Here is a 17641-nt window from a genome sequence, read left to right as displayed (position 1 = left end):
CCACCCCATTTTATTTCGATCCGCGATCGAACCCCCGCGATGTTTAGATGAATGCGCATGAGCGCGCGTTTCATTGGTCGCTCGATGGATCGGGCGGTGAATCCAAACCGAGTGAGACCTGGCTCCATGCTGCAACAACCAACATGACGAGATCCCCATTATTTGATTACAAAATTGATAGGTAACGATATTACTGTCGGTCTGCCAGTCATTGAGCTATGCGGGACGAAATCAGTCCTGTGCGCGTCAGGGGATATGACGGCGACGGCACAGGCCCTGAGCCGCACCACTTAGTGATGGGAATAGGTGTTGCAGAAGCTGGCCGGACCGGCGCAGGTCGGACCCATGGCCGTATGCATCGGGGCGCCTGACGACGAAGTGCCGTTCTCCGCCACGCCGCCGTAGGCTTGCGTCGCCTGTTGCCGGCCGTTCTCAGCCGCGACTTTCGCTTCGGCAGCCTGGATGTCGGCCGGGTAGTTGATGTCGTTACGCGCCGGGTTGTAGCCCGCCTGCTCAAGACGCACGAGGTCCGCACGGACTTCAGCGCGCGTCACGGGAGCATTCGATTGTGCGAAGCTGAGGACCGGAGCGGTCAACGAAGCAGCGGCGAGAGCGAGACAAACAAGAGCTTTTTTCATGATGGCTATTCCTTCAATGAGTGTGATTGATTAACGGGCAACCTTGCCCTGAAACAGATGACGCTGTAGCTGCCGGAATGCGATGACAAGCCTGGAAAGTGCGGCCAATCAGCTCGTCTTTGTTTCGGCATCCTTACTTGACTGAATCTAAATTTCCATGTTCATGCTGCGGCAAATACATCGGTACTGCTGTTATTCCGGGATCGACCTTCTTGACTCGCCACAGGTGTAATTCCCGTGGCTTGCAATCAGTATTGGCCTGCAAGCTTTGCGTAACACTGACATCGGCATTACCAAATTGTTATCTTGGCGTGGAAAGGCGTGGGTGAAAGCAGATGCGGGGAGATTCCCTGCTCGATACATCGGGAAGGTCACGCAAGACGAGATGGTCGGCACTCATCGATCGGTCACTTAAGCTGACGATGCAGCGTGCGTCGCCGGAAAACGAAGGTCCGTTCCAACGTTCAAACGTTCGTACGAAACCCTGGCAAATGACCGCGACTAGCCGCTATGTGCCGGCCAGGGAAGCGCAGGCCGCTGCCGTCACGAAGACCTATTGCGGTCCGCCGGTCGCAGACATGCAGACGGTGGAGGACGATTTGCTCGCTTTACGCCATGGAAGCAGGCTGTCTACTGCGAACGGTCCGGCACCGCCGAGCACGAGCGCGACGAGACACGCAAGATAGAGCAGATCGGTTTCGTAACCGGGCGGTCCAAATTGCGGGCCGGCAGACGTGACAGCCATCAGCTTGATCGACGTAAAGCCGAACTGCAGATGCACCGTAAAGGTTGCGACAAGCAGTACCGCGATCATCGGTGCGGTGACTAACGGGACGAAAGCACCAACGAAAATCGCAAGGCCGCCCAGCAATTCAATCGCAATTGTCGCCCACGCCATGAAATGTGGAGCGGGCACGTTGAGGGCATGGAGAATGGCTGCGAAATTCTCAGGATGCTTAACAATCTTTGCGTAGCCATGTGCCATGAAGCCATAGCCCACGATAAGGCGCAGTGGCAGCGGTGACCAACGCCCCAGACGGTTGGCGAGCAACGCAGGACTTATGAGACTGGAGATGAAACGAACGATGCTCATGCTGAAGGACCTTCCCGAGAACGATAAAGGGACGGCAAGGTCAGTTGCCACCAGGATATGTGACCGATCGCATGCCGTTATCAAGTAGGTCGGGAGACAGTGCAGTCTGGTTACAGCGGTTTGACGATTTGAAAAAAACAGAATAGTGATGAGCCTTGGCAGAGGCAAAGCCGCGTTGAGTTCACGAGCCTGAGCGATGGAGCGGGAGGATCTGCATCGGTTTTCTTCCGCCGGCGCGGCGGTCGTCCAGCTCGTCTTGGTGTACGCGCAAAGCAAGTGCCAGATCTTAAGGGAAGTAAAAATTTTTGGCGCGATGTGTAACCGGCGCGTCGTTTTGAACGACTTACTGTTTAAGGGCGTACCCGCCAAAGCGGCAGGCGCGCGTTCTTTTCAAGAAGAGATGGTGGCAATGAATAGTGACCGTAATCGTGCTTGATAAGCCGGTAGACCGCACGGCCGCCTGGCGGGTGGAAATGCGGCTGAAAGGTTTACTGCACCTCGCTCTCGATGGCAACGCGGTGGCCTACGCTTCGTTCCTGGAAGTATTTTCGGGTTACCTGCGGGGCATGCTCAGGCGACGCTTACGGTCTTACGAGGACGACATAGAGGACGTGCTTCAGGAGGTATTGATCGCGCTTCACAATGGCCTTCACACTTACCGGAACCAGGTTTCTGTGACTGCATGGGCAGCGGCAATTGTCCGGCACAAGGTGGCAGACTTCTTACGTGCTCAAGCACACCGCGAGGCGCTGCATGATCCCATTGACGATGAAATGGAGCTGTTTGCAACGTCCGAGACTGAGTCACTCGATGCGCGGCGTGACATTGACAGGCTGCTCGAGCAGTTGCCCGAGCGCCAGCGCGCTCCTATCGAATACGTCAGACTGCACGGAATGTCGGTGTCAGAAACGGCGAGGTTGACGGGGCTTTCGGAGTCGGCCATCAAGGTTGGCGTTCATCGTGGTATCAAGGCGTTGTCACGCCTGATTCGGGGCTAGGCGAAATGAGAACTGACCAATTGATTCCGCTTCTGGCGGCTGGCCTGTTGCCTCAAGATCGGCATGCGATTCTGCGCCGCTTCTGCATCGCGCTATCGGCCGGCGCCGTGGCGGCGGTCGTCGCCCTTGTGTCAAGCCTCGGCATTCGTCCCGATCTCCCTGAGCTTCTTGCCGCTCCGTTCTTCTGGGGCAAGCTGGCTTTCCCGCTACTCATGGCGTTCGCTGCGGTCCTGGTCGCCGCACGGCTGGCAATTCCAGGCGCTTCAACACGGCGTGCGTGGCTTGCGCTAATAGCGTGCTATGCAGCCATTTGGGTGGTCGCCCTTGCAGTGCTCCTGGAGGCACCGGCCAACGCCCGGCTGGCGCTCTTGTTCGGTCACACGTGGAGCTCTTGCCCGGTCTATATCGCACTGCTGTCAGTGCCTGGCTACGTGGCACTTTCCTGGGCGATGCGTGGACTCGCGCCCACACGACTGCGGCTTGCGGGCATGGCCGTCGGTCTGTTGTCGGGCGCAATTGGCACGCTGGCGTATGTTTTGCGGTGTCCTGAGATGAGCGTTCCCTTCTGGGCGCTCTGGTATTCGATCGGTATGGCAATTCCGATGTTGGCAGGGTGCCTGTTGGCGCGTGTCTCTTTTCGCTGGTGGTGAGGCCAGCTCCAAAAATTCTGCGGCATCATGCAGACACCAGGAAAATCGGCCAGTGGCGCTTGACAAGGCAGCGTGAAAAAAGTGAGCAACAGACAAAACGCAGCAACCGGGAACCTGCCAAGCACCATGCCTCGAAAGCAAGGAGATGACGAAGGCTGCCGATCGCCCGTGTCAGAGTCCGGCGGCCCGGCGCCGGGCCTGTCCTTCTATACGCGGCATTCATCAGTGGTGCAAAATACACAATTTCGGCCGTTGCGCTTCGCCAGATAAAGCGCCTTGTCGGCTCTATCGATAGTCGCAAGCAGGCTCGCATCTGCTTCGGTCCATTCGGCTACGCCGATACTGACGGTGAGATTGAAATGCCCTGCTGAATAGATGATTGATGTAGCGTCGATGAACTTCCGTATTTTTTCAGCCATTGACACGGCGTCCAGTTCCCTTGTCCCGGGGAAAATGGCGGCAAACTCTTCGCCGCCTATCCGTCCAACGTAGTCGCTGGTCCGGACGTTCGACAAGATGCATCGAACGACACTCTGGATTGCCTGGTCACCGACCATGTGCCCAAACCGGTCATTGACCGACTTGAAGTGGTCGATATCAAGCACGATGATGCAAAGGCTCGCCTGTCGCGCGCGACACCGGCGCAGTTCTTCCTCGCCGATCTCCAGGAAATGACGGCGATTCATGCTGCCAGTCAACGGGTCGGTACGAGCGGCTTCCACCAGCGCCGAATGGGTGATCTTGAGATGGCGAAACATGGGCCTGAAGATAAAGACTGCCTCGCCAATCAACGTACAGAGCATCAGCGCCAATACACCTACCAGGATATCCTGCAGACGGTCGATGGTTCGATCGTTGTCAGCCTGATACTGCGTAACGGCCGCATCCAGCGCCCTCAGCAGGGGTTGCCGCGCTGAGTCCATAATTTCCCGGAGACGTTGCGTGCTGCCTGCCTGATCGAGATCTTGCGCGTAGTTGCGCACCAGGGCGATGTATGTCTTGACCTGCCGGTCCACGGCGTACGGTGGTCGTTCATAGATCGCTATCAAGGCCTGTGTCGAAGGTGCGGCGATGCCCAGCGCCGCGTTGCCATGTGTCAGGAGCGAATGGGCTTGCTCCATCTGATCCGTGTCGTGATTCATGCGCGCAAGGACGACACGCCGCTCCGGCTCGTCGGTATGACGCAGCTCCAGGGCCTCTTCGGCAATACGCTGGGAAAGCATCCGCTGTCGACCCGCGAGGTTGATCACGCGGGCCGTCCGCCCTTGCTCCGTCACGATCGAGGCGATCAATACGTGCGTACCGATCGACAGGCAAGCGATCAAGGCGAGCGCTCCGAGATATTTCAGCGTAGCCTTCCGCAGGCTAAAATTATTCATTGGGTCGACGCCGTTTGTTCCCTATACGCGGGACTCGAAATCCCTGCGCCACTGACCTGCGGGCCCGCTCGATTTGAACGGAGCGCCGAAAGTCGGACTTGAATACACCTCGAAAGCCGTCACGACGAACCGGAGCGGGTGTGGCGCTGGCCATGGATCACTCCGTACCCGCCGCGTTCCCCCTTTTCAGCGGTCTTGTTACTCAACTGTCTTGAAGCGCAACAGCGAAGGCTTACATCTGAATCGACGTCAACCTTTCAGAAAGACGACGATTGACCGTGACTGCGCAGACGGCAACCGGCGAAATTCGACTAATACGAAGTTTTGCACTCCAATATTCGCTGGAGCGGGGGCGGCCTGTTTTCGACCGCTGCAAGATGCGGCCCGTCGACTCAATCAGGGTGTATATCGCTACTGCGCGATCAATGTCCCAACTCATCGATACCGCATACGTCGAAATTCATGCAGCTTCGGTTGCCTTCCCTTCTCTCATTCACTGCTGTGTATTCAGTGATGGCACGCTTACGCAGATTGATCGATACAAGGAGGAACGGACCTCCGCGCGTCGATCCGATCAGATCGGCTACCCCCACGGTGCACGAAAGAACAGACAGCGGAAGTGAATAAAAATCAGCATCGGCATCACTTCTAGTGCGAATCGCAGGCACGCGGGAAGGCGCCAACCGTACCTGATGAGTTAGCCGAGGACCCTCTGCGAATTGAGCGTACTCACGGCGCATGAATGCGCACCAGACGAGCGTGAAACCTGCACCGGGGCTTGACACTTCGCGCCCTGGGAGCGAGCCGCCGTGCCGCGAAAAGCGGGGCGATGCCGCCAAACGGCAACTCGCGGCATGAGACGGGTGCGCTTTCCGGGCCTTTTTGTACTATAAATCTCCCAGGCGGGTTTCTCCGGTACTGGGCGCGTTGCTGGTACGCCTGCACGCGAGACCGCGCTTCGGGCGCATTCCCCACGCCGGTCAATGTACACACTTTGGTTCCGGCGCCGCGAGCCAAGGAGACAAGATGACAGCAAACGACGGTACGCGGGCGGTCGATCCCTCGCAATATGTCGCTCAACATCTGCAGCACTTCACCGGTTCCGGACCGACCGCTTTTGCTACCGGAGATTATGCGCGAGCGTTCGTGTGGAGTGCCAACGGGCTCGTGGTAGCGAGCGTACTGCTTGTCGTCGTCACGGGCCTTGCGGCGCTCACGGACCGGTCTCCCCTGTTCAGGCTCAACCCGGTCATGGGTTTCGGCAAGCGCCTGTACGTATGGTGGTCCTGCGCCTGGCGCCAATGGCTCGCCAGTACGCTGTTTTTCTTCATCGGCGTAGTCGCGTTCCACTCTCTGGTTGCGAAGGCGACCCTGCCGCTCATGGCATTCACGACGCATCTGGTCACGTCCGGCGCAACGAGGACGCGGCCCGCATGGCCGTTGGTGCTCATGGAGATGCCGGTCGTGCTGACCATCCTGACCTACCTTCTGCTGAGCCTGCCGCTCGCGGGGTACATGGTCCGAAGCGGACTCGTTGCACACGCCATTTCAGAGACCGAACGATTCGGTCTCTGGCGAGCAACGTTGCTGGGCGTGACCACCTATGTGTGGTCCATCCCGGGCGGTCTGCTTATCGCCGAACTGGCCATTTGGTTTCCCCATCATGTCGCCGAGATGTTTCGCGGGCTATGCCTCGTGGCTTGGGGCATGTACATCGTATTGCCGCGCCAGCTGCGCAGGATGACGCGCCTCGACCAGCCCGGCTAGCGCATTGCGGTCGGCCACTTACTCAGTCCGGCTTCCCGTTATGGTCCCCTAGCGGTCTGGCCGGCCAGTCAACCCAGCGGTCCACACGGGTAAGTTCGTAAGCTTCGTTGAGCGGGTAACGGATGCGGTTGTCATCGCGCGGACGTTCGCCGATCACCATCAGCCTCACTTCGTCCTTCGTATTGTTAATGAAGGTATGGCAGATTCCGGTGCCTGCCGGAAACGCGACGGAATCGCCTTCAGCAATGGGATGCAGCACGCCGTCGATCCAGACATCGGGCTTGCCCTCGAGCACGTAAACAAACTCCTGCTCGGTACTTTCGGCATGGGGATATGACGTCCGCCGTCCGGGCAGAAGCCTGACATGATGAATGCCTATACGTGTGACGCCGAGTGCTTCGGAAAGCGGCGCGTCCAGCGCCATTGGCTCCGTATCGCCGCGATACGAATGCGCCTCCGGTTGTTCGAGTTCAGTCCAGTGTCTAATGAAATCCGGTCGGCTCATCGGCTGTTCTCCTTTAGGGCAAGTATCGATAATAGCGGTTCGGGAGCGGACGTCAGCCTTGACTCGCGATTGATCGCGAGTCAAGGCCGTGGCAATTTCGGATCGAGTTTGCATCGTCTGAGTGGTAACGGCTGAGCGGATACCAGAAGTGTCACAAGGCCTGACTTTTCATCGACCTGTACATCAAGGCAGGCGCAGCCGTACCCGTGCTCTCCAGCGTTGGTCACGACCCATCCTTGCGTCGTCATGTCCGGCATCTTTTCGATCCCAGGGGCCTGATAGCCGCCTTGTTCCGAAATTGTCCATTCACGACTTCGGTCCAGTAACGAAAAGTTGGCGGGAGTTGGATTTTCGAGCCAGCCACAACGCTTCTCAACGGCACCTTGCGCGTCGGCGACGGAGGTTGCCAACGCCATTCCTAATCCGAGCAACACCACAAAAGGATTTGTCATCAGGGTTTTCTCCTCACTCATCGGCAATTGCCGACAATCTGAACGTCACTGTCGAACGTTGATTCATGCCCGAAGCCGGATGTTCACTGGTGGCCGACAACGCGTCTCGCAACTCGAATCATTGAACTTCCGTAGCCGACCCGAGGCGGTCTTTCAATGTTCTCGTCAGCGAACGGTCGTGACCGATTGGTGTCACGAAGCCTCAATGCGAAATTTCGACTTGTGACTTCCACCGAACGGTGTGTGCGAGTTCGAAAGTTGCATTGTTATCGCACGCCGTCTCGGTGTATCACGAACGTTTCCGTGCGGGAGCCATAGTGCTTCGTGACTTCCGCGTTGGTCATCAGTTTGGACGACTTCAGGATTGGCCCCGTCACCACATAGAGTCGATCGGGATCAGGACCGTACATATACAAATAGCCATCATTGCCGTCAATATGAAACTCGGTCTCGCCTAGCTCGCCAGCACCCGCACGCTTTATCGCACCTTCCAGCCGATGTTCCAGAACGCGAATTTGTGGCCGATCCTTGGGGTAGTAATCGAAATGAACCATCATTGCCGGTCCTGGTGGCTTCTGCGGCTGCTCCGAAGCTGCTGTGCTACCGGTAAACAATGCAATGCACAGAAACGCTACGAATGTTCTTCTTCTCAACATGGGCACGGTATCGTTTGCGAAATAAAGATCAATTATTGACGATATAGTCAGTCCCGTCGCGTGTCCCTTCGTGGCCGGACCTAGCCTGTCAGAGATCGGCAGCACGCGGCCCAGAGCGGTCGGTCATATTCGCCGGAAGCGGTCACAAAGAAACCTTGCATCGTCGCCCTCGATCAACAAGGCGTCGCTCCCAGACGATTCCTCCTGAATTTGCGCTCGTACGCTACCCTCAACAATGCCTCTGCGAGAAAAGATGCCACTCCGCCTCCACACCGTCGCTAGACAAGCCCGACGAGCCGCTTTTCTCGCCTTCAGCCTGATGTTGACGGCGGCCCACGCACAGGATGCGCAAACCTGCAAGCAACTCCGCTTCGCCGACATCGGCTGGTCTGACCTTACAGTCACCAATGCGCTCGCAACGGCGATGCTCGGGCCGCTTGGCTATTCCACGTCGCCGGTGCGAGTGTCGGTGCCTATCTCCTTCGTCGGCTTGCAGAAGAAGCAGATTGACGTGTCGCTCGGTTACTGGTGGCCGAACGAGGAAGCCGCGATCACGCCCTACGTTGCGGACAAAAGCATCATGGTGTTGCCTAAACCGAACCTCGACGGCGCGATGTCATCGCTGGCGGTACCGACCTACGAAGGGGATGCGGGCCTGAAAAGCTACAAGGACCTCGCGCGCTACTACGACAAGCTCGGCGGCAAGATCTACGGGATCGAATCGGGTAGTAGCGCGAACAACGGCCTGCGAAAGCTGATCGCAAGCAACGCGTATGGGCTCGGAAAATTCACTCTGGTCGAATCGAGCGAGGCTTCGATGCTGGCTGCAGTGAAGCGCGCTGTCCGGATGAAGCAATGGATCGTGTTCTGGGGATGGCAGCCGCATCCAATGAACGAAGACGTCCAGATGACGTATCTTCAGAACGACGAAAGCAGCGCACGTGCAGCACGCGTCTATACGGCGGTCGCGAGCGACTTCGTGACTCGATGCCCGAACGCGGCCCGATTGATCTCGAACCTGCAGTTTTCAGTGCCGATGGAAAGCCAATTGATGGCGAAGGTTTCCCAGGGCAATGACGCGAACCGCGTCGCGGTCGCGTATCTGAAGCAACACCCTGAGGTAGTCTCCAGATGGATGGCGGGCGTGAAGACATTCGACGGCGCAGACGCGTCGAAGGCGCTGGCAGCAAGTTTCGCCGGTAGTTGAGGCAGTCAGCCCATTGCTCTATAAGTGACCTGTGCAAAGGGAAGAATCGAGTGAGTGGAACAGAGAAGAATCTCGTGTTTATCTGTGTCGACCAGATGCGTTATGACGCGCTGTCGTCGGCGGGCAACACGGTGATTGGCACGACCCATCTGAGCCGTCTCGCACAGCGGGGCATGATGTTCGATCGCCATTACACGCCGAATCAGATCTGTTCACCAAGCCGCGCGACCATGGCGTCGGGTCTGTATCCACGACATCATGGGCTGACGCGCAATGGCATTGCGCTGGACGGCGCGAGGCCGACGCTCTGGCAAATGCTGAAAGACCAAGGCCTTGTAACGCATGCGATCGGCAAGCTGCATTATCAGCCGCTACTCGCGTCGGGTGCACTCGACATGCCAGAATCGCTGGCCTATTGGGATCGCCCTGACGCGGCCAGTTGGACCGGGCCGTATTACGGTTTCGATCACGTCGACCTGGTATTAGGCGAAGCAAACGAGTCGGTAAAGGCGGGACATTACGCTGCCTGGCTAAATCGGTATCACCCGGATGCATCAGGGCTCTACGAGCGCGACGCGTCGCTGGGCCATGCTGCGTCGGACCTGAAAGAGATCTGGAAGAACGCGATTCCGGCGTCGCTGCATTACACGAACTGGATCGGCGATCGCGCGGTCGACGCGATTCGTCGCTATGCCGGGCAGGATAGGTTTTGCCTGTTTGTGTCCTTCCCGGATCCGCATCATCCGTTCTCACCACCGCAACCGTATTGCGATCTGTTCGATCCAGCCAAGGTGCCTGCGCCGACAGTCGTGCCGGGTGAGTTGGACCGCATGCCGGCGTATGTGCAGGATTGCGACGATCCGGCGCAGGACGCATATATTCCGGCCGGCTCGAAGAATCGCGAGCAGGGTTTTATGCTGCGCACGGATTCGATCTCGGACGACACGATCAGCAAGGTCATTGCACACACGTATGGCAGTATCCGCATGATCGACGACGCGGTCGGCCGAATACTCGATGCGCTCGGCGCAACCGGCGCGCTAGACAATACCTATATTGTCTTCACATCGGATCATGGCGAACTTCTCGGGGATCACGGACTGCTCCGCAAGGGGCCGCCTCCTTACCGGCAGCTATTGCAGGTGCCATTGCTGATCAGCGGCCCTGGCGTCGCCGGCGGTTCCCGGACGCAAGCGATGACGAGTCACCTGGATTTTGTCTCGACGTTTGCGACGCTATTCGAGGCGCAGGCGCCGGTCAACAACGGTCTGGATCTAAGCGACATACTTCAGGGCCAGAGAACCGGGGTGCGCGACCGTCTGTTTGCGGAATATCATCCACGCGCGGATGCACGGGTATATAACCAGACGATCATCACGGATCGATGGCGCTTCACGTGCTATCCGAATGAGCCGGCGTGGGGCGAGTTGTTCGACCTCGAAGCGGACCCTTGGGAGCACTGGAATCTGTTCTCGGAAGCGCGCGTGCAGGACACGGTCGCGCAGCTTCGGGACGAATTGCATGCGTCGATGCCCCCGATACCGGACGCAGGCGGCGCGGTGCTCGGCGCGTATTGAGCGCGGATCTCTTCAACATCGCACGCCCCTTTCCTGAGTGAGATCCGAAAACTCCAACTCGGCTAGAGCCACGGCGATTCAAATGACGAGTGTCCTCAGGTGTAAAGCGGCCGTTTCGGTATCCGCCCAGGCACAAGGACGAACGTCTCGTGGCCGGCTTTCGCCTGTCAGCTATCGGCAGAAGTCGATCCGTTAGGCTACTGAACTTTCCGCAAAACGGCCGTTCAATGTTACCTTTCCACTCGCGGACGCGACCGTGGCGAAAACCAAGTCGAAAGTAGTCGATTGATGCAAGGCTACGCCGTCGAGTGAGCGAGGCGACATGGAACTAGAAAAATCAATACCATCGGCCCCGGGCCAACGGGTACTTGCCAGTTATTTCGTCAGCGTAACAGTCGGAACACTAATCTTTGTCGCTACGGCTATGCTGAGTCGAGTGACCGACTTTGAGAGTGCGACGAACCTCCCGCTCTGGCAGAAGGTTATTCACCTAATAATCATGACGGTCCTCCTATTCGTGCCGTCGTGGATGGTCGGGCTCGCGGCCGCGGCTATACCTTGCGCCCTCCTGTCTGTGATCGCGCGTGCGCTAAAGATTCGCAACTGGATCTTCTATCTATGCACAGAGATAGTCATGGGGTTGCTGATGATGCGGATATACCTCGGCTTTTCCAACTCCCTCCACTGGTACGCCGATCCACCTGCCGAGACAGCAACCACATGGCTTCAAGGAATACTGACTGTCGGCCGGTTTCTTGTGCCTGCTGGTGTCGTTGCCGGACTAACGTTTTGGAAGTTGGCCGGTCGGCACTACGATTGAGTGAACTGGAATGAGAACGAGAACGTACTTCGTTGGGTATGCGATAGTTTGGAGCCTATCTATATTCGCCGGTTGCAGCACGGGAGGGGTGATCAACAATACCGCGGATTCACGCGCAACACCGGAGACAATGCGGCCGCTTGCAACGAAAGGGGACGCCAATTCGCAACGGGCACTCGTAAAGGGGGATATTGACCAGGACTTTTCGAGTTGGAAATCAACAGAGGCGCATGCTATTAGCCAAAGTGAAGCCCGATGGCCTGCGTTGGTCGAAGCGCACCCTGATATGGCAACGACCGAAGATGTGGCCGTTGGGTTTGGAAAGCAAATTTTTGTGCGTCAGTTCACAGCTCCGAACAATGAGATCGTCGGTAAGCTAACGTGCAAGAAATACTTTTCCGATCTTGCATCGGGAATCTGGCGCAAGGGAACACCGAAGATGTACGGTTTCCTCGATCAGATGCACTAACGATCCCAAGCCAACCGGCGGAGAAAGGTTGGACAAGGTAGTTAGTCGATAGATGGACGTATTTCTTACGGCTATAGCTCATGTCCGGCTAATCAGCGAACTCTGCTTCGGGATTCTCGACGATCCAACAGCGAGCGTCGAATGTTCTTTATGGCCGAACCCGGAGGCCCAATGTCCGCTGGGACATCACTGGCCCCGGCCCAGGCTGAGCTTCCGTACCCGACCCGCAGGAGACAGTCAATTTTTGGTATGGGCACTCACCCACAACGATAATCTCTCCATCCGTCGGGATTTATGTATTTTGAATTGGCGCTGTTATAAAGCCCAATTTTTTACGTCAATGTTGTCGCATGGTAAGAAAGATCTGCCCTTGACGAATGAACGAAATTTTTCCCGGAACTGTCGCGTTTGGAGTTGAAACAACGACAAAAATGTTTTCCATCACATTAGTAGCTCCTAAGATTGCGGCGTACACTCCAATATTATTATTTTCCGTATCCCACTCTTTGACGGTCACAGTACCCACAAATGTGTCGCTACAGCCGTTGTCGCACATAGTTGCCTGAAATTCGAAGTTTTGTTTTGTCAAAGTGGTGATTGGAAGGCCGTTTCCGTCAGTTACCGATATAGTGACATATGCAGAGGGAGTGGTAGCCGCCGCATTTCCAACTCCACTTATTATCCAGGGCGACGCACTGGCTTGAAGCGAAAACAGCAAAAAAATTGCGCCAGAAACGATTGAGGCAATTGCGCGTAGTTTGATTTTAAAATTGGATCAACTGCTGCAAGTCGTCGACGGGATCATAGATCCTCCTGTGGGAGAGGTAAGATTTATTTGCGTTGGTTTCGCGATTATTTTGGAATATCCCCGCGTTGATTTGTACGATCTGTCCAGGCTTGAAGATGATAGTCGAACAGCCTTTGCTAGCGGTGCTGAATCAGGACTGTCGATACGGACGACCGTGATACCCGCTTGCGGCGCGGATCGGGTGATTTGGTCGAATTTCTCGGTATAGACTTTTGACGCCACAAAACCCAAGGTTGCCGTGCACCAGATCGACAACTGCAGCAGTGGAGCTCAGTGAATGAGCTTGCAACCTCTGACGGTATGTAAGGTCTTGGAGCGATGTTTTAGCAGTCGCTTCACACCACAACGGGCACATCCCGCTCAGATCAATATCCTCTTGACCACGCCGTCGGCGATTGAGCGTGAGGTACCGGCAATTAAGGGATCAGAGAGCAATGATAGGGGCATACGAGCACCCCGTTTTCAACGTAGCACGCGCGGAGTATGCACCGCGGTGGTGGCGATTTAATATAAACGACTGCGGGATCGGTGGCGCTTGGAAATATAGGAACAGGTATTATTGGCGGAGCTGGCGTGCCTTGAAGCACTTCTGGCTCGCCTAGGTTAGGCACACCAGTCTCGCTCTGGTCTTTCCCCTTTGACATTAAATGCAATGCGAAAGCGTGAAGAACTCGCCTGCTCTCGGCAATCGTAAAACGCACCTCCTCGCCCATCGCCGAAAGTGACTCTGCTTCGCCTATTTGCCTGAAATCAATCTTTTCAAGATTGAGATTTTCGACGACCATGTTAGTGTCCTTTAGATATGTTTTCTCAATTCCCGACGACAGTTCGGCCTGGTAAATGAACGCTAGGCATCCGCACGAGATAAAGCAACAGCCGATACATTTTTATTACGCAATCCAGAATTATGTTCGCAGTTACATCAATTTTATTCTGTCGGCTCATTGAACGACAGATCGCTTCGGCTTACCAGTAGATCTACCTTTTTCAAATGACTTCAATGAAAACAGAATAACAGGTCGTGAATCTATCGGTCACCTATAGATGTAGCAGCGCTGTCGCCTACGTATGTGGGTAGCCATAACAGTCGGGCTAGACAAGAATGAATACGAAATGAACGAAGAGGTAGCCGTCGTGACGCCTATCTGGATCGGACGGAACAAGTGCCGTCCACTCGTCAATAACAATTTCGGGTCCGCTTTCGTCGAACCAAATTCCCTTGCGGGTGATGTGGACGTCATCTCCCATAACTATGTCCCCGAACGCTCGGTTAGTCTCCAACGCCGCATTGACAACGCGGGACGAGGATTGTCGTAACCGCCTTGCCGCCTGTCTTGTTGACACCCAAGCCACTTCAGCGGGGCTCGCTCCCCGACGGAACGAGAAGTCCCTCTTTTTGCAGATCGTCAAAAATTTGCGAAATCAGCGTATGCATTTTCGCTTCGTCCAATGGGATTTGGTCCGGAAGACGCGCGTCGTGGATGCGATAGTCGCTATGCCAGTACTCCATGCCAGTTGGCGGATCTCGAAATATCGCATGGAAAATGAAATCGCTCTCATTACCGCGTGGGTCCAGGTGACCACCTTTCACAAAGAGAACAAGCTCCTTCCTCGTCGCTCCTTGCGCTGTGTCATACCTGCCCGACTCGAATGACAATGTGCGAATGGAATTCGCTCCACCAACGGTAACGGTCGCCTGAATTCCTTTCTCGCGGGCCACCTGAGGAACGACAAGCTTCATTTCGTTCGCGATGCGGTAGTACCCATCCTTGGCGAGAAGCGGGATCGGATCGATCGGAGCGCCTCGTTTTTCCGTAAGGGATGTTTGGATATAAACCACGCTTACGTTCGATGCTGGCGCATCTGGACGCTGCAATACTTCCGAAGTGCCATGAATGCTGCCTATGGTCAGGCAACCAGACAAAATCAGCACAGAAAAAACAATAACCAGGTGTTTCATTTTTTATCTTAAATTTGAATATTTGACTGAGTGAATGCAGGTTGTGACAGCTGCACTAGAAGTGCCGTTTTGCCTGTCTACCGGCGTTTACGGCGGTTGTTTTGAAATCTAAAGTTCACGATCACGCGAAGAGGCGGCCTTTGGAATGGCCGACCCCGCGACGCCGATATTGCCCCCGGTTGGTTGTCGATACCACTGGTGCTTGAGCCGATCAGATCGCGGTCCTTGCGAACCTTCAGCCGGTCGGGATAAGGGCGACCCGCGTGAGCGCCTTTCCCTTCGATTGTCAGTAAAGAGGTGGGTTATCGGAGCGATGGCAAGCAGGTGAGCAGCCGGCCACGCGGCGGGCCTCAACATGCGATACTTTTTACCCCGCTATCCCTGCCGTGTGGTGCAGCTGCCGCGCGGCCCTCGTCAAAAGGAACGTCATGCCAACCGCTCATACTCCGTCGTCCGCACCCGTCTGGTTTATTACCGGCTGTTCGACCGGATTCGGCCGGGAGCTCGCACTCGCCGTCCTTGATAAAGGCTGGCGTGCTGTCGTGACAGCTCGTCAACCCAGTTCGCTGGCAGAATTTGACGAGCGCTACGGCGACCGCGCATTGGTGCTCGAACTCGATGTAACCCGGCCCGGTCAGATCAAACATGCGGTTGAAAAAACCCTGCAACAATTCGGTCGTATTGACGTGTTGGTCAACAATGCCGGCTACGGCTACCTGAGTGCCATCGAGGAAGGTGACGATCAGGACGTGCGCGAGATGTTCGAGGTCAACTTCTTTGGCGTCGCCGATACCATCAAGGCCGTGTTACCCGCGATGCGAGAACAGCGCGCCGGGCACATCGTCAACATCACGTCCGTAGGCGGCCTGATCGGCAATCCGGGAAGCGGTTACTATGCCGCCAGCAAATTCGCGGTGGAAGGCCTGAGCGAAGCGTTGGCTGCCGAGACGGCCGATTTCGGGATCAAGGTTACGGCGGTTGAACCCGGGCCGTTCCGTACCGATTGGGCAGGACGTTCGCTGAAGCAAGCTAAAAAGCCGATCGAGGCCTACGAGGCGGGCGCCGGCAAGCGCCGCGCTACCATCTCGTCCGGAAGTGGCAAGCAGCCTGGTGACCCGGCGCGCGCGGCCCTGGCTATCATCGCTGCAGTGCAGTCACCGACCCCTCCGGGCCATCTGATCCTCGGCAGCAACGGGCTGGAGCGTGTCAAACTGAAGTTGGACGCTCTACGCGCCGAGATCGCCGCATGGGAAGCCACGACCATAAGCGCCGATTTCCCTGGCTAAATAGATCCACGCGATAGATCCACGCGATTGCCGGCTCGATCCCAGTTCGATCAGACCGCGGGATCGAGCGACCGACGCCGGTCCATTTCTGCCGGCTGTCGATCAGAATTCCAAAGGATAACTAACGGCCCACTATAGATCCCTCGGCAAGGATGCTCCAATGTCTCAGGACGGGTTCAACAACGGCCGTTCGCTTCCGCGCGCGACGCAGCATCGGACCCGTCAACAGGGCGACCGGAATCTTGCCGATCATCAAAATGAGACCGGTTTGCGCGAGCATTCGATGCGCCTCGCGATAACATGCACAGTCAGTGTAATTAAGAGACCGGTTGCACTACCGGCCGCTACGTTGATCAGACGCTCGCTAGCGAAAGTCCACGACTGCCCCGCAACCACGAATGCCATCGCGGCGCAGGCGCAACGTGTGCCGAATGCCATAACGTAGGGCCGAATGCAGACGAGTGTCAGCAACGCAGCGAGGATAACCAGGTCTCGCACGAAATAGTCGTGGGGGACCAACAACCCGACGAAGATACCGGCCGGCACGCCTACGATAGCCCCCGCGATACGATTCCGGAACTTGACTCGGGCGCTCGCCGCACTGCCCGTCACCACGCTCGCCGCTGACCAGATCATCCATTGTCCGCGCTCGATATGCCTCCACTCCACGAGCGCTGCTGCGAGGCCTACGGCGAGTGCTATTGCGATCATCGCTTCGACGTACGGAACACGATCGCCACGCTCAGAACGCTTCGACCATTTCGCATAGTGCGCTAGATATGAAACCTCTGGGCGGCGTTCGCGGTAATGATTGATCGAGGAAATCAGCAGAACCGGCAAGAAAGCAGTCAATACGAAGGGAAGAAGCTCGAACCCGCGATGAATGAGTACCGATTGCCTCACTCCTTCGGCGCTCTCGCAGGCGAGGTAAAGCACCGGAATGAACGTATAGCTACCGAGTGAGCGCAACTCGCTTCCCCGTGCGGTCACCAGAATCGACCCCATTGCCATTAGGGCAGTGGCTACGACAAACAGTGGTGGATACGCAAGCGAGGCCATCAATACCAGGAAGCCCGCTCCGATGGTTATCCCGTGGGAAATAACCCCGAGCGGAGCGAGATGCGAGCGATCCACTGCGATAGCGGTCGACACCGTCACCAGCGAAACGAGCAACCACTTTGTCTGACCGGAAACCAGCGCGAGGACGATTAACGGGAAAAGGGCCGTCAACGTGCGAACAAGCGCCTTGCTATCGATAGCAGCCCCGATGCGCGACACGGCCGATCCGACAACCTCGTAACGACTTGTTTGCGTCGGCGAAGCGTCAGTAATACGGTGAACTGATTGTTCGTCGGACCTTGATTTGGACATCCCGG

General features: G+C 56.6%; 17 protein-coding genes. 9 read left to right on the top strand and 8 right to left on the bottom strand.

The features are described from left to right. Positions 1-290 precede the first annotated feature (290 nt). Positions 291-638 carry a DUF4148 domain-containing protein gene (locus ABH944_RS27085; protein WP_404610465.1) on the bottom strand — a complete coding sequence of 116 codons (348 nt, stop codon included), beginning with the start codon at positions 636-638 and terminating at the stop codon, positions 291-293. Between the two features lie 553 nt (positions 639-1191). Then, positions 1192-1731 (bottom strand): DoxX family protein, encoded by a 540-nt coding sequence (locus tag ABH944_RS27080; RefSeq protein ID WP_404610466.1) that lies wholly within the window; start codon positions 1729-1731, stop codon positions 1192-1194. A gap of 196 nt (positions 1732-1927) precedes the next feature. On the opposite strand from ABH944_RS27080, the gene ABH944_RS27075 reads away from it, so the two are divergent. From ABH944_RS27075 to ABH944_RS27065, 3 genes are read left to right on the top strand one after another with little or no spacing between them, the layout of a single operon-like run. Beyond that, a complete protein-coding gene (locus ABH944_RS27075) occupies positions 1928-2167 on the top strand; it encodes a hypothetical protein (protein ID WP_404610467.1) in 240 nt (79 codons plus the stop codon). Next, a complete protein-coding gene (locus tag ABH944_RS27070) occupies positions 2148-2729 on the top strand; it encodes a sigma-70 family RNA polymerase sigma factor (RefSeq protein ID WP_404610468.1) in 582 nt (193 codons plus the stop codon). Before ABH944_RS27075 ends, ABH944_RS27070 begins: the two co-directional genes overlap by 20 nt. Before the next feature lie 5 nt (positions 2730-2734). Then, positions 2735-3379, top strand: a complete 645-nt coding sequence (locus tag ABH944_RS27065) for a DUF1109 domain-containing protein (protein WP_404610469.1) — start codon at positions 2735-2737, stop codon at positions 3377-3379. Positions 3380-3585: 206 nt separating this feature from the next. Here ABH944_RS27065 and ABH944_RS27060 read toward each other — a convergent pair whose 3' ends face one another. After that, entirely contained in the window at positions 3586-4758 is a 1173-nt protein-coding gene (locus ABH944_RS27060) for a GGDEF domain-containing protein (protein ID WP_404610470.1), read from the bottom strand. A gap of 1026 nt (positions 4759-5784) precedes the next feature. On the opposite strand from ABH944_RS27060, the gene ABH944_RS27055 reads away from it, so the two are divergent. After that, positions 5785-6525 carry a hypothetical protein gene (locus ABH944_RS27055; protein ID WP_404610471.1) on the top strand — a complete coding sequence of 247 codons (741 nt, stop codon included), beginning with the start codon at positions 5785-5787 and terminating at the stop codon, positions 6523-6525. 22 nt (positions 6526-6547) lie between these two features. Here ABH944_RS27055 and ABH944_RS27050 read toward each other — a convergent pair whose 3' ends face one another. The 3 genes from ABH944_RS27050 to ABH944_RS27040 form a co-directional block, all read right to left on the bottom strand. After that, positions 6548-7030, bottom strand: a complete 483-nt coding sequence (locus tag ABH944_RS27050) for a cupin domain-containing protein (RefSeq protein ID WP_404610472.1) — start codon at positions 7028-7030, stop codon at positions 6548-6550. Positions 7031-7110: 80 nt separating this feature from the next. Further along, positions 7111-7482 (bottom strand): DUF4087 domain-containing protein, encoded by a 372-nt coding sequence (locus ABH944_RS27045; RefSeq protein WP_404610473.1) that lies wholly within the window; start codon positions 7480-7482, stop codon positions 7111-7113. Between the two features lie 266 nt (positions 7483-7748). Next, the gene (locus tag ABH944_RS27040; protein WP_404610474.1) at positions 7749-8039 is read right to left on the bottom strand and encodes a hypothetical protein; all 291 of its coding nucleotides are present in this window, start codon (positions 8037-8039) and stop codon (positions 7749-7751) included. A gap of 352 nt (positions 8040-8391) precedes the next feature. On the opposite strand from ABH944_RS27040, the gene ABH944_RS27035 reads away from it, so the two are divergent. The 4 genes from ABH944_RS27035 to ABH944_RS27020 all read left to right on the top strand — a co-directional run bounded on the left by ABH944_RS27035 (position 8392) and on the right by ABH944_RS27020 (position 12211). Beyond that, the gene (locus ABH944_RS27035) at positions 8392-9345 is read left to right on the top strand and encodes a glycine betaine ABC transporter substrate-binding protein (protein WP_404610475.1); all 954 of its coding nucleotides are present in this window, start codon (positions 8392-8394) and stop codon (positions 9343-9345) included. Between the two features lie 50 nt (positions 9346-9395). Continuing rightward, positions 9396-10922: a sulfatase family protein gene (locus tag ABH944_RS27030; protein ID WP_404610476.1), complete on the top strand. Its 1527-nt coding sequence runs from the start codon at positions 9396-9398 to the stop codon at positions 10920-10922. Positions 10923-11244: 322 nt separating this feature from the next. Then, positions 11245-11742, top strand: a complete 498-nt coding sequence (locus ABH944_RS27025; protein WP_404610477.1) for a hypothetical protein — start codon at positions 11245-11247, stop codon at positions 11740-11742. Between the two features lie 88 nt (positions 11743-11830). Further along, positions 11831-12211, top strand: a complete 381-nt coding sequence (locus ABH944_RS27020) for a hypothetical protein (RefSeq protein ID WP_404610478.1) — start codon at positions 11831-11833, stop codon at positions 12209-12211. A gap of 2162 nt (positions 12212-14373) precedes the next feature. Here the strand turns inward: ABH944_RS27020 and ABH944_RS27015 are convergent. After that, a complete protein-coding gene (locus tag ABH944_RS27015; RefSeq protein ID WP_404610479.1) occupies positions 14374-14979 on the bottom strand; it encodes a hypothetical protein in 606 nt (201 codons plus the stop codon). Positions 14980-15407: 428 nt separating this feature from the next. Between ABH944_RS27015 and ABH944_RS27010 the strand changes: the two genes are divergently transcribed. Then, entirely contained in the window at positions 15408-16265 is an 858-nt protein-coding gene (locus ABH944_RS27010) for an oxidoreductase (RefSeq protein WP_404610480.1), read from the top strand. A 252-nt stretch (positions 16266-16517) separates the two neighbouring features. Here ABH944_RS27010 and ABH944_RS27005 read toward each other — a convergent pair whose 3' ends face one another. Beyond that, positions 16518-17636, bottom strand: coding sequence for an FUSC family protein (locus tag ABH944_RS27005; protein WP_404610481.1), 1119 nt, complete (start codon positions 17634-17636; stop codon positions 16518-16520). Positions 17637-17641 lie beyond the last annotated feature (5 nt).

The organism is Caballeronia udeis, from assembly GCF_044909315.1.
GTDB lineage: Bacteria > Pseudomonadota > Gammaproteobacteria > Burkholderiales > Burkholderiaceae > Caballeronia > Caballeronia udeis_A.
This window is presented reverse-complemented; position numbering and strand designations above follow the sequence as displayed.

Excerpts from the sequence above, each read along its gene's own strand:
- ABH944_RS27085 (WP_404610465.1), bottom strand. The coding sequence starts at position 638 with ATGAAAAAAGCTCTTGTTTGTCTCGCTCTCGCCGCTGCTTCGTTGACC.
- ABH944_RS27080 (WP_404610466.1), bottom strand. The coding sequence starts at position 1,731 with ATGAGCATCGTTCGTTTCATCTCCAGTCTCATAAGTCCTGCGTTGCTC.
- ABH944_RS27075 (WP_404610467.1), top strand. The coding sequence starts at position 1,928 with ATGGAGCGGGAGGATCTGCATCGGTTTTCTTCCGCCGGCGCGGCGGTC.
- ABH944_RS27065 (WP_404610469.1), top strand. The coding sequence starts at position 2,735 with ATGAGAACTGACCAATTGATTCCGCTTCTGGCGGCTGGCCTGTTGCCT.
- ABH944_RS27060 (WP_404610470.1), bottom strand. The coding sequence starts at position 4,758 with ATGAATAATTTTAGCCTGCGGAAGGCTACGCTGAAATATCTCGGAGCG.
- ABH944_RS27055 (WP_404610471.1), top strand. The coding sequence starts at position 5,785 with ATGACAGCAAACGACGGTACGCGGGCGGTCGATCCCTCGCAATATGTC.
- ABH944_RS27050 (WP_404610472.1), bottom strand. The coding sequence starts at position 7,030 with ATGAGCCGACCGGATTTCATTAGACACTGGACTGAACTCGAACAACCG.
- ABH944_RS27045 (WP_404610473.1), bottom strand. The coding sequence starts at position 7,482 with ATGACAAATCCTTTTGTGGTGTTGCTCGGATTAGGAATGGCGTTGGCA.
- ABH944_RS27040 (WP_404610474.1), bottom strand. The coding sequence starts at position 8,039 with ATGATGGTTCATTTCGATTACTACCCCAAGGATCGGCCACAAATTCGC.
- ABH944_RS27035 (WP_404610475.1), top strand. The coding sequence starts at position 8,392 with ATGCCACTCCGCCTCCACACCGTCGCTAGACAAGCCCGACGAGCCGCT.
- ABH944_RS27025 (WP_404610477.1), top strand. The coding sequence starts at position 11,245 with ATGGAACTAGAAAAATCAATACCATCGGCCCCGGGCCAACGGGTACTT.
- ABH944_RS27015 (WP_404610479.1), bottom strand. The coding sequence starts at position 14,979 with ATGAAACACCTGGTTATTGTTTTTTCTGTGCTGATTTTGTCTGGTTGC.
- ABH944_RS27010 (WP_404610480.1), top strand. The coding sequence starts at position 15,408 with ATGCCAACCGCTCATACTCCGTCGTCCGCACCCGTCTGGTTTATTACC.
- ABH944_RS27005 (WP_404610481.1), bottom strand. The coding sequence starts at position 17,636 with ATGTCCAAATCAAGGTCCGACGAACAATCAGTTCACCGTATTACTGAC.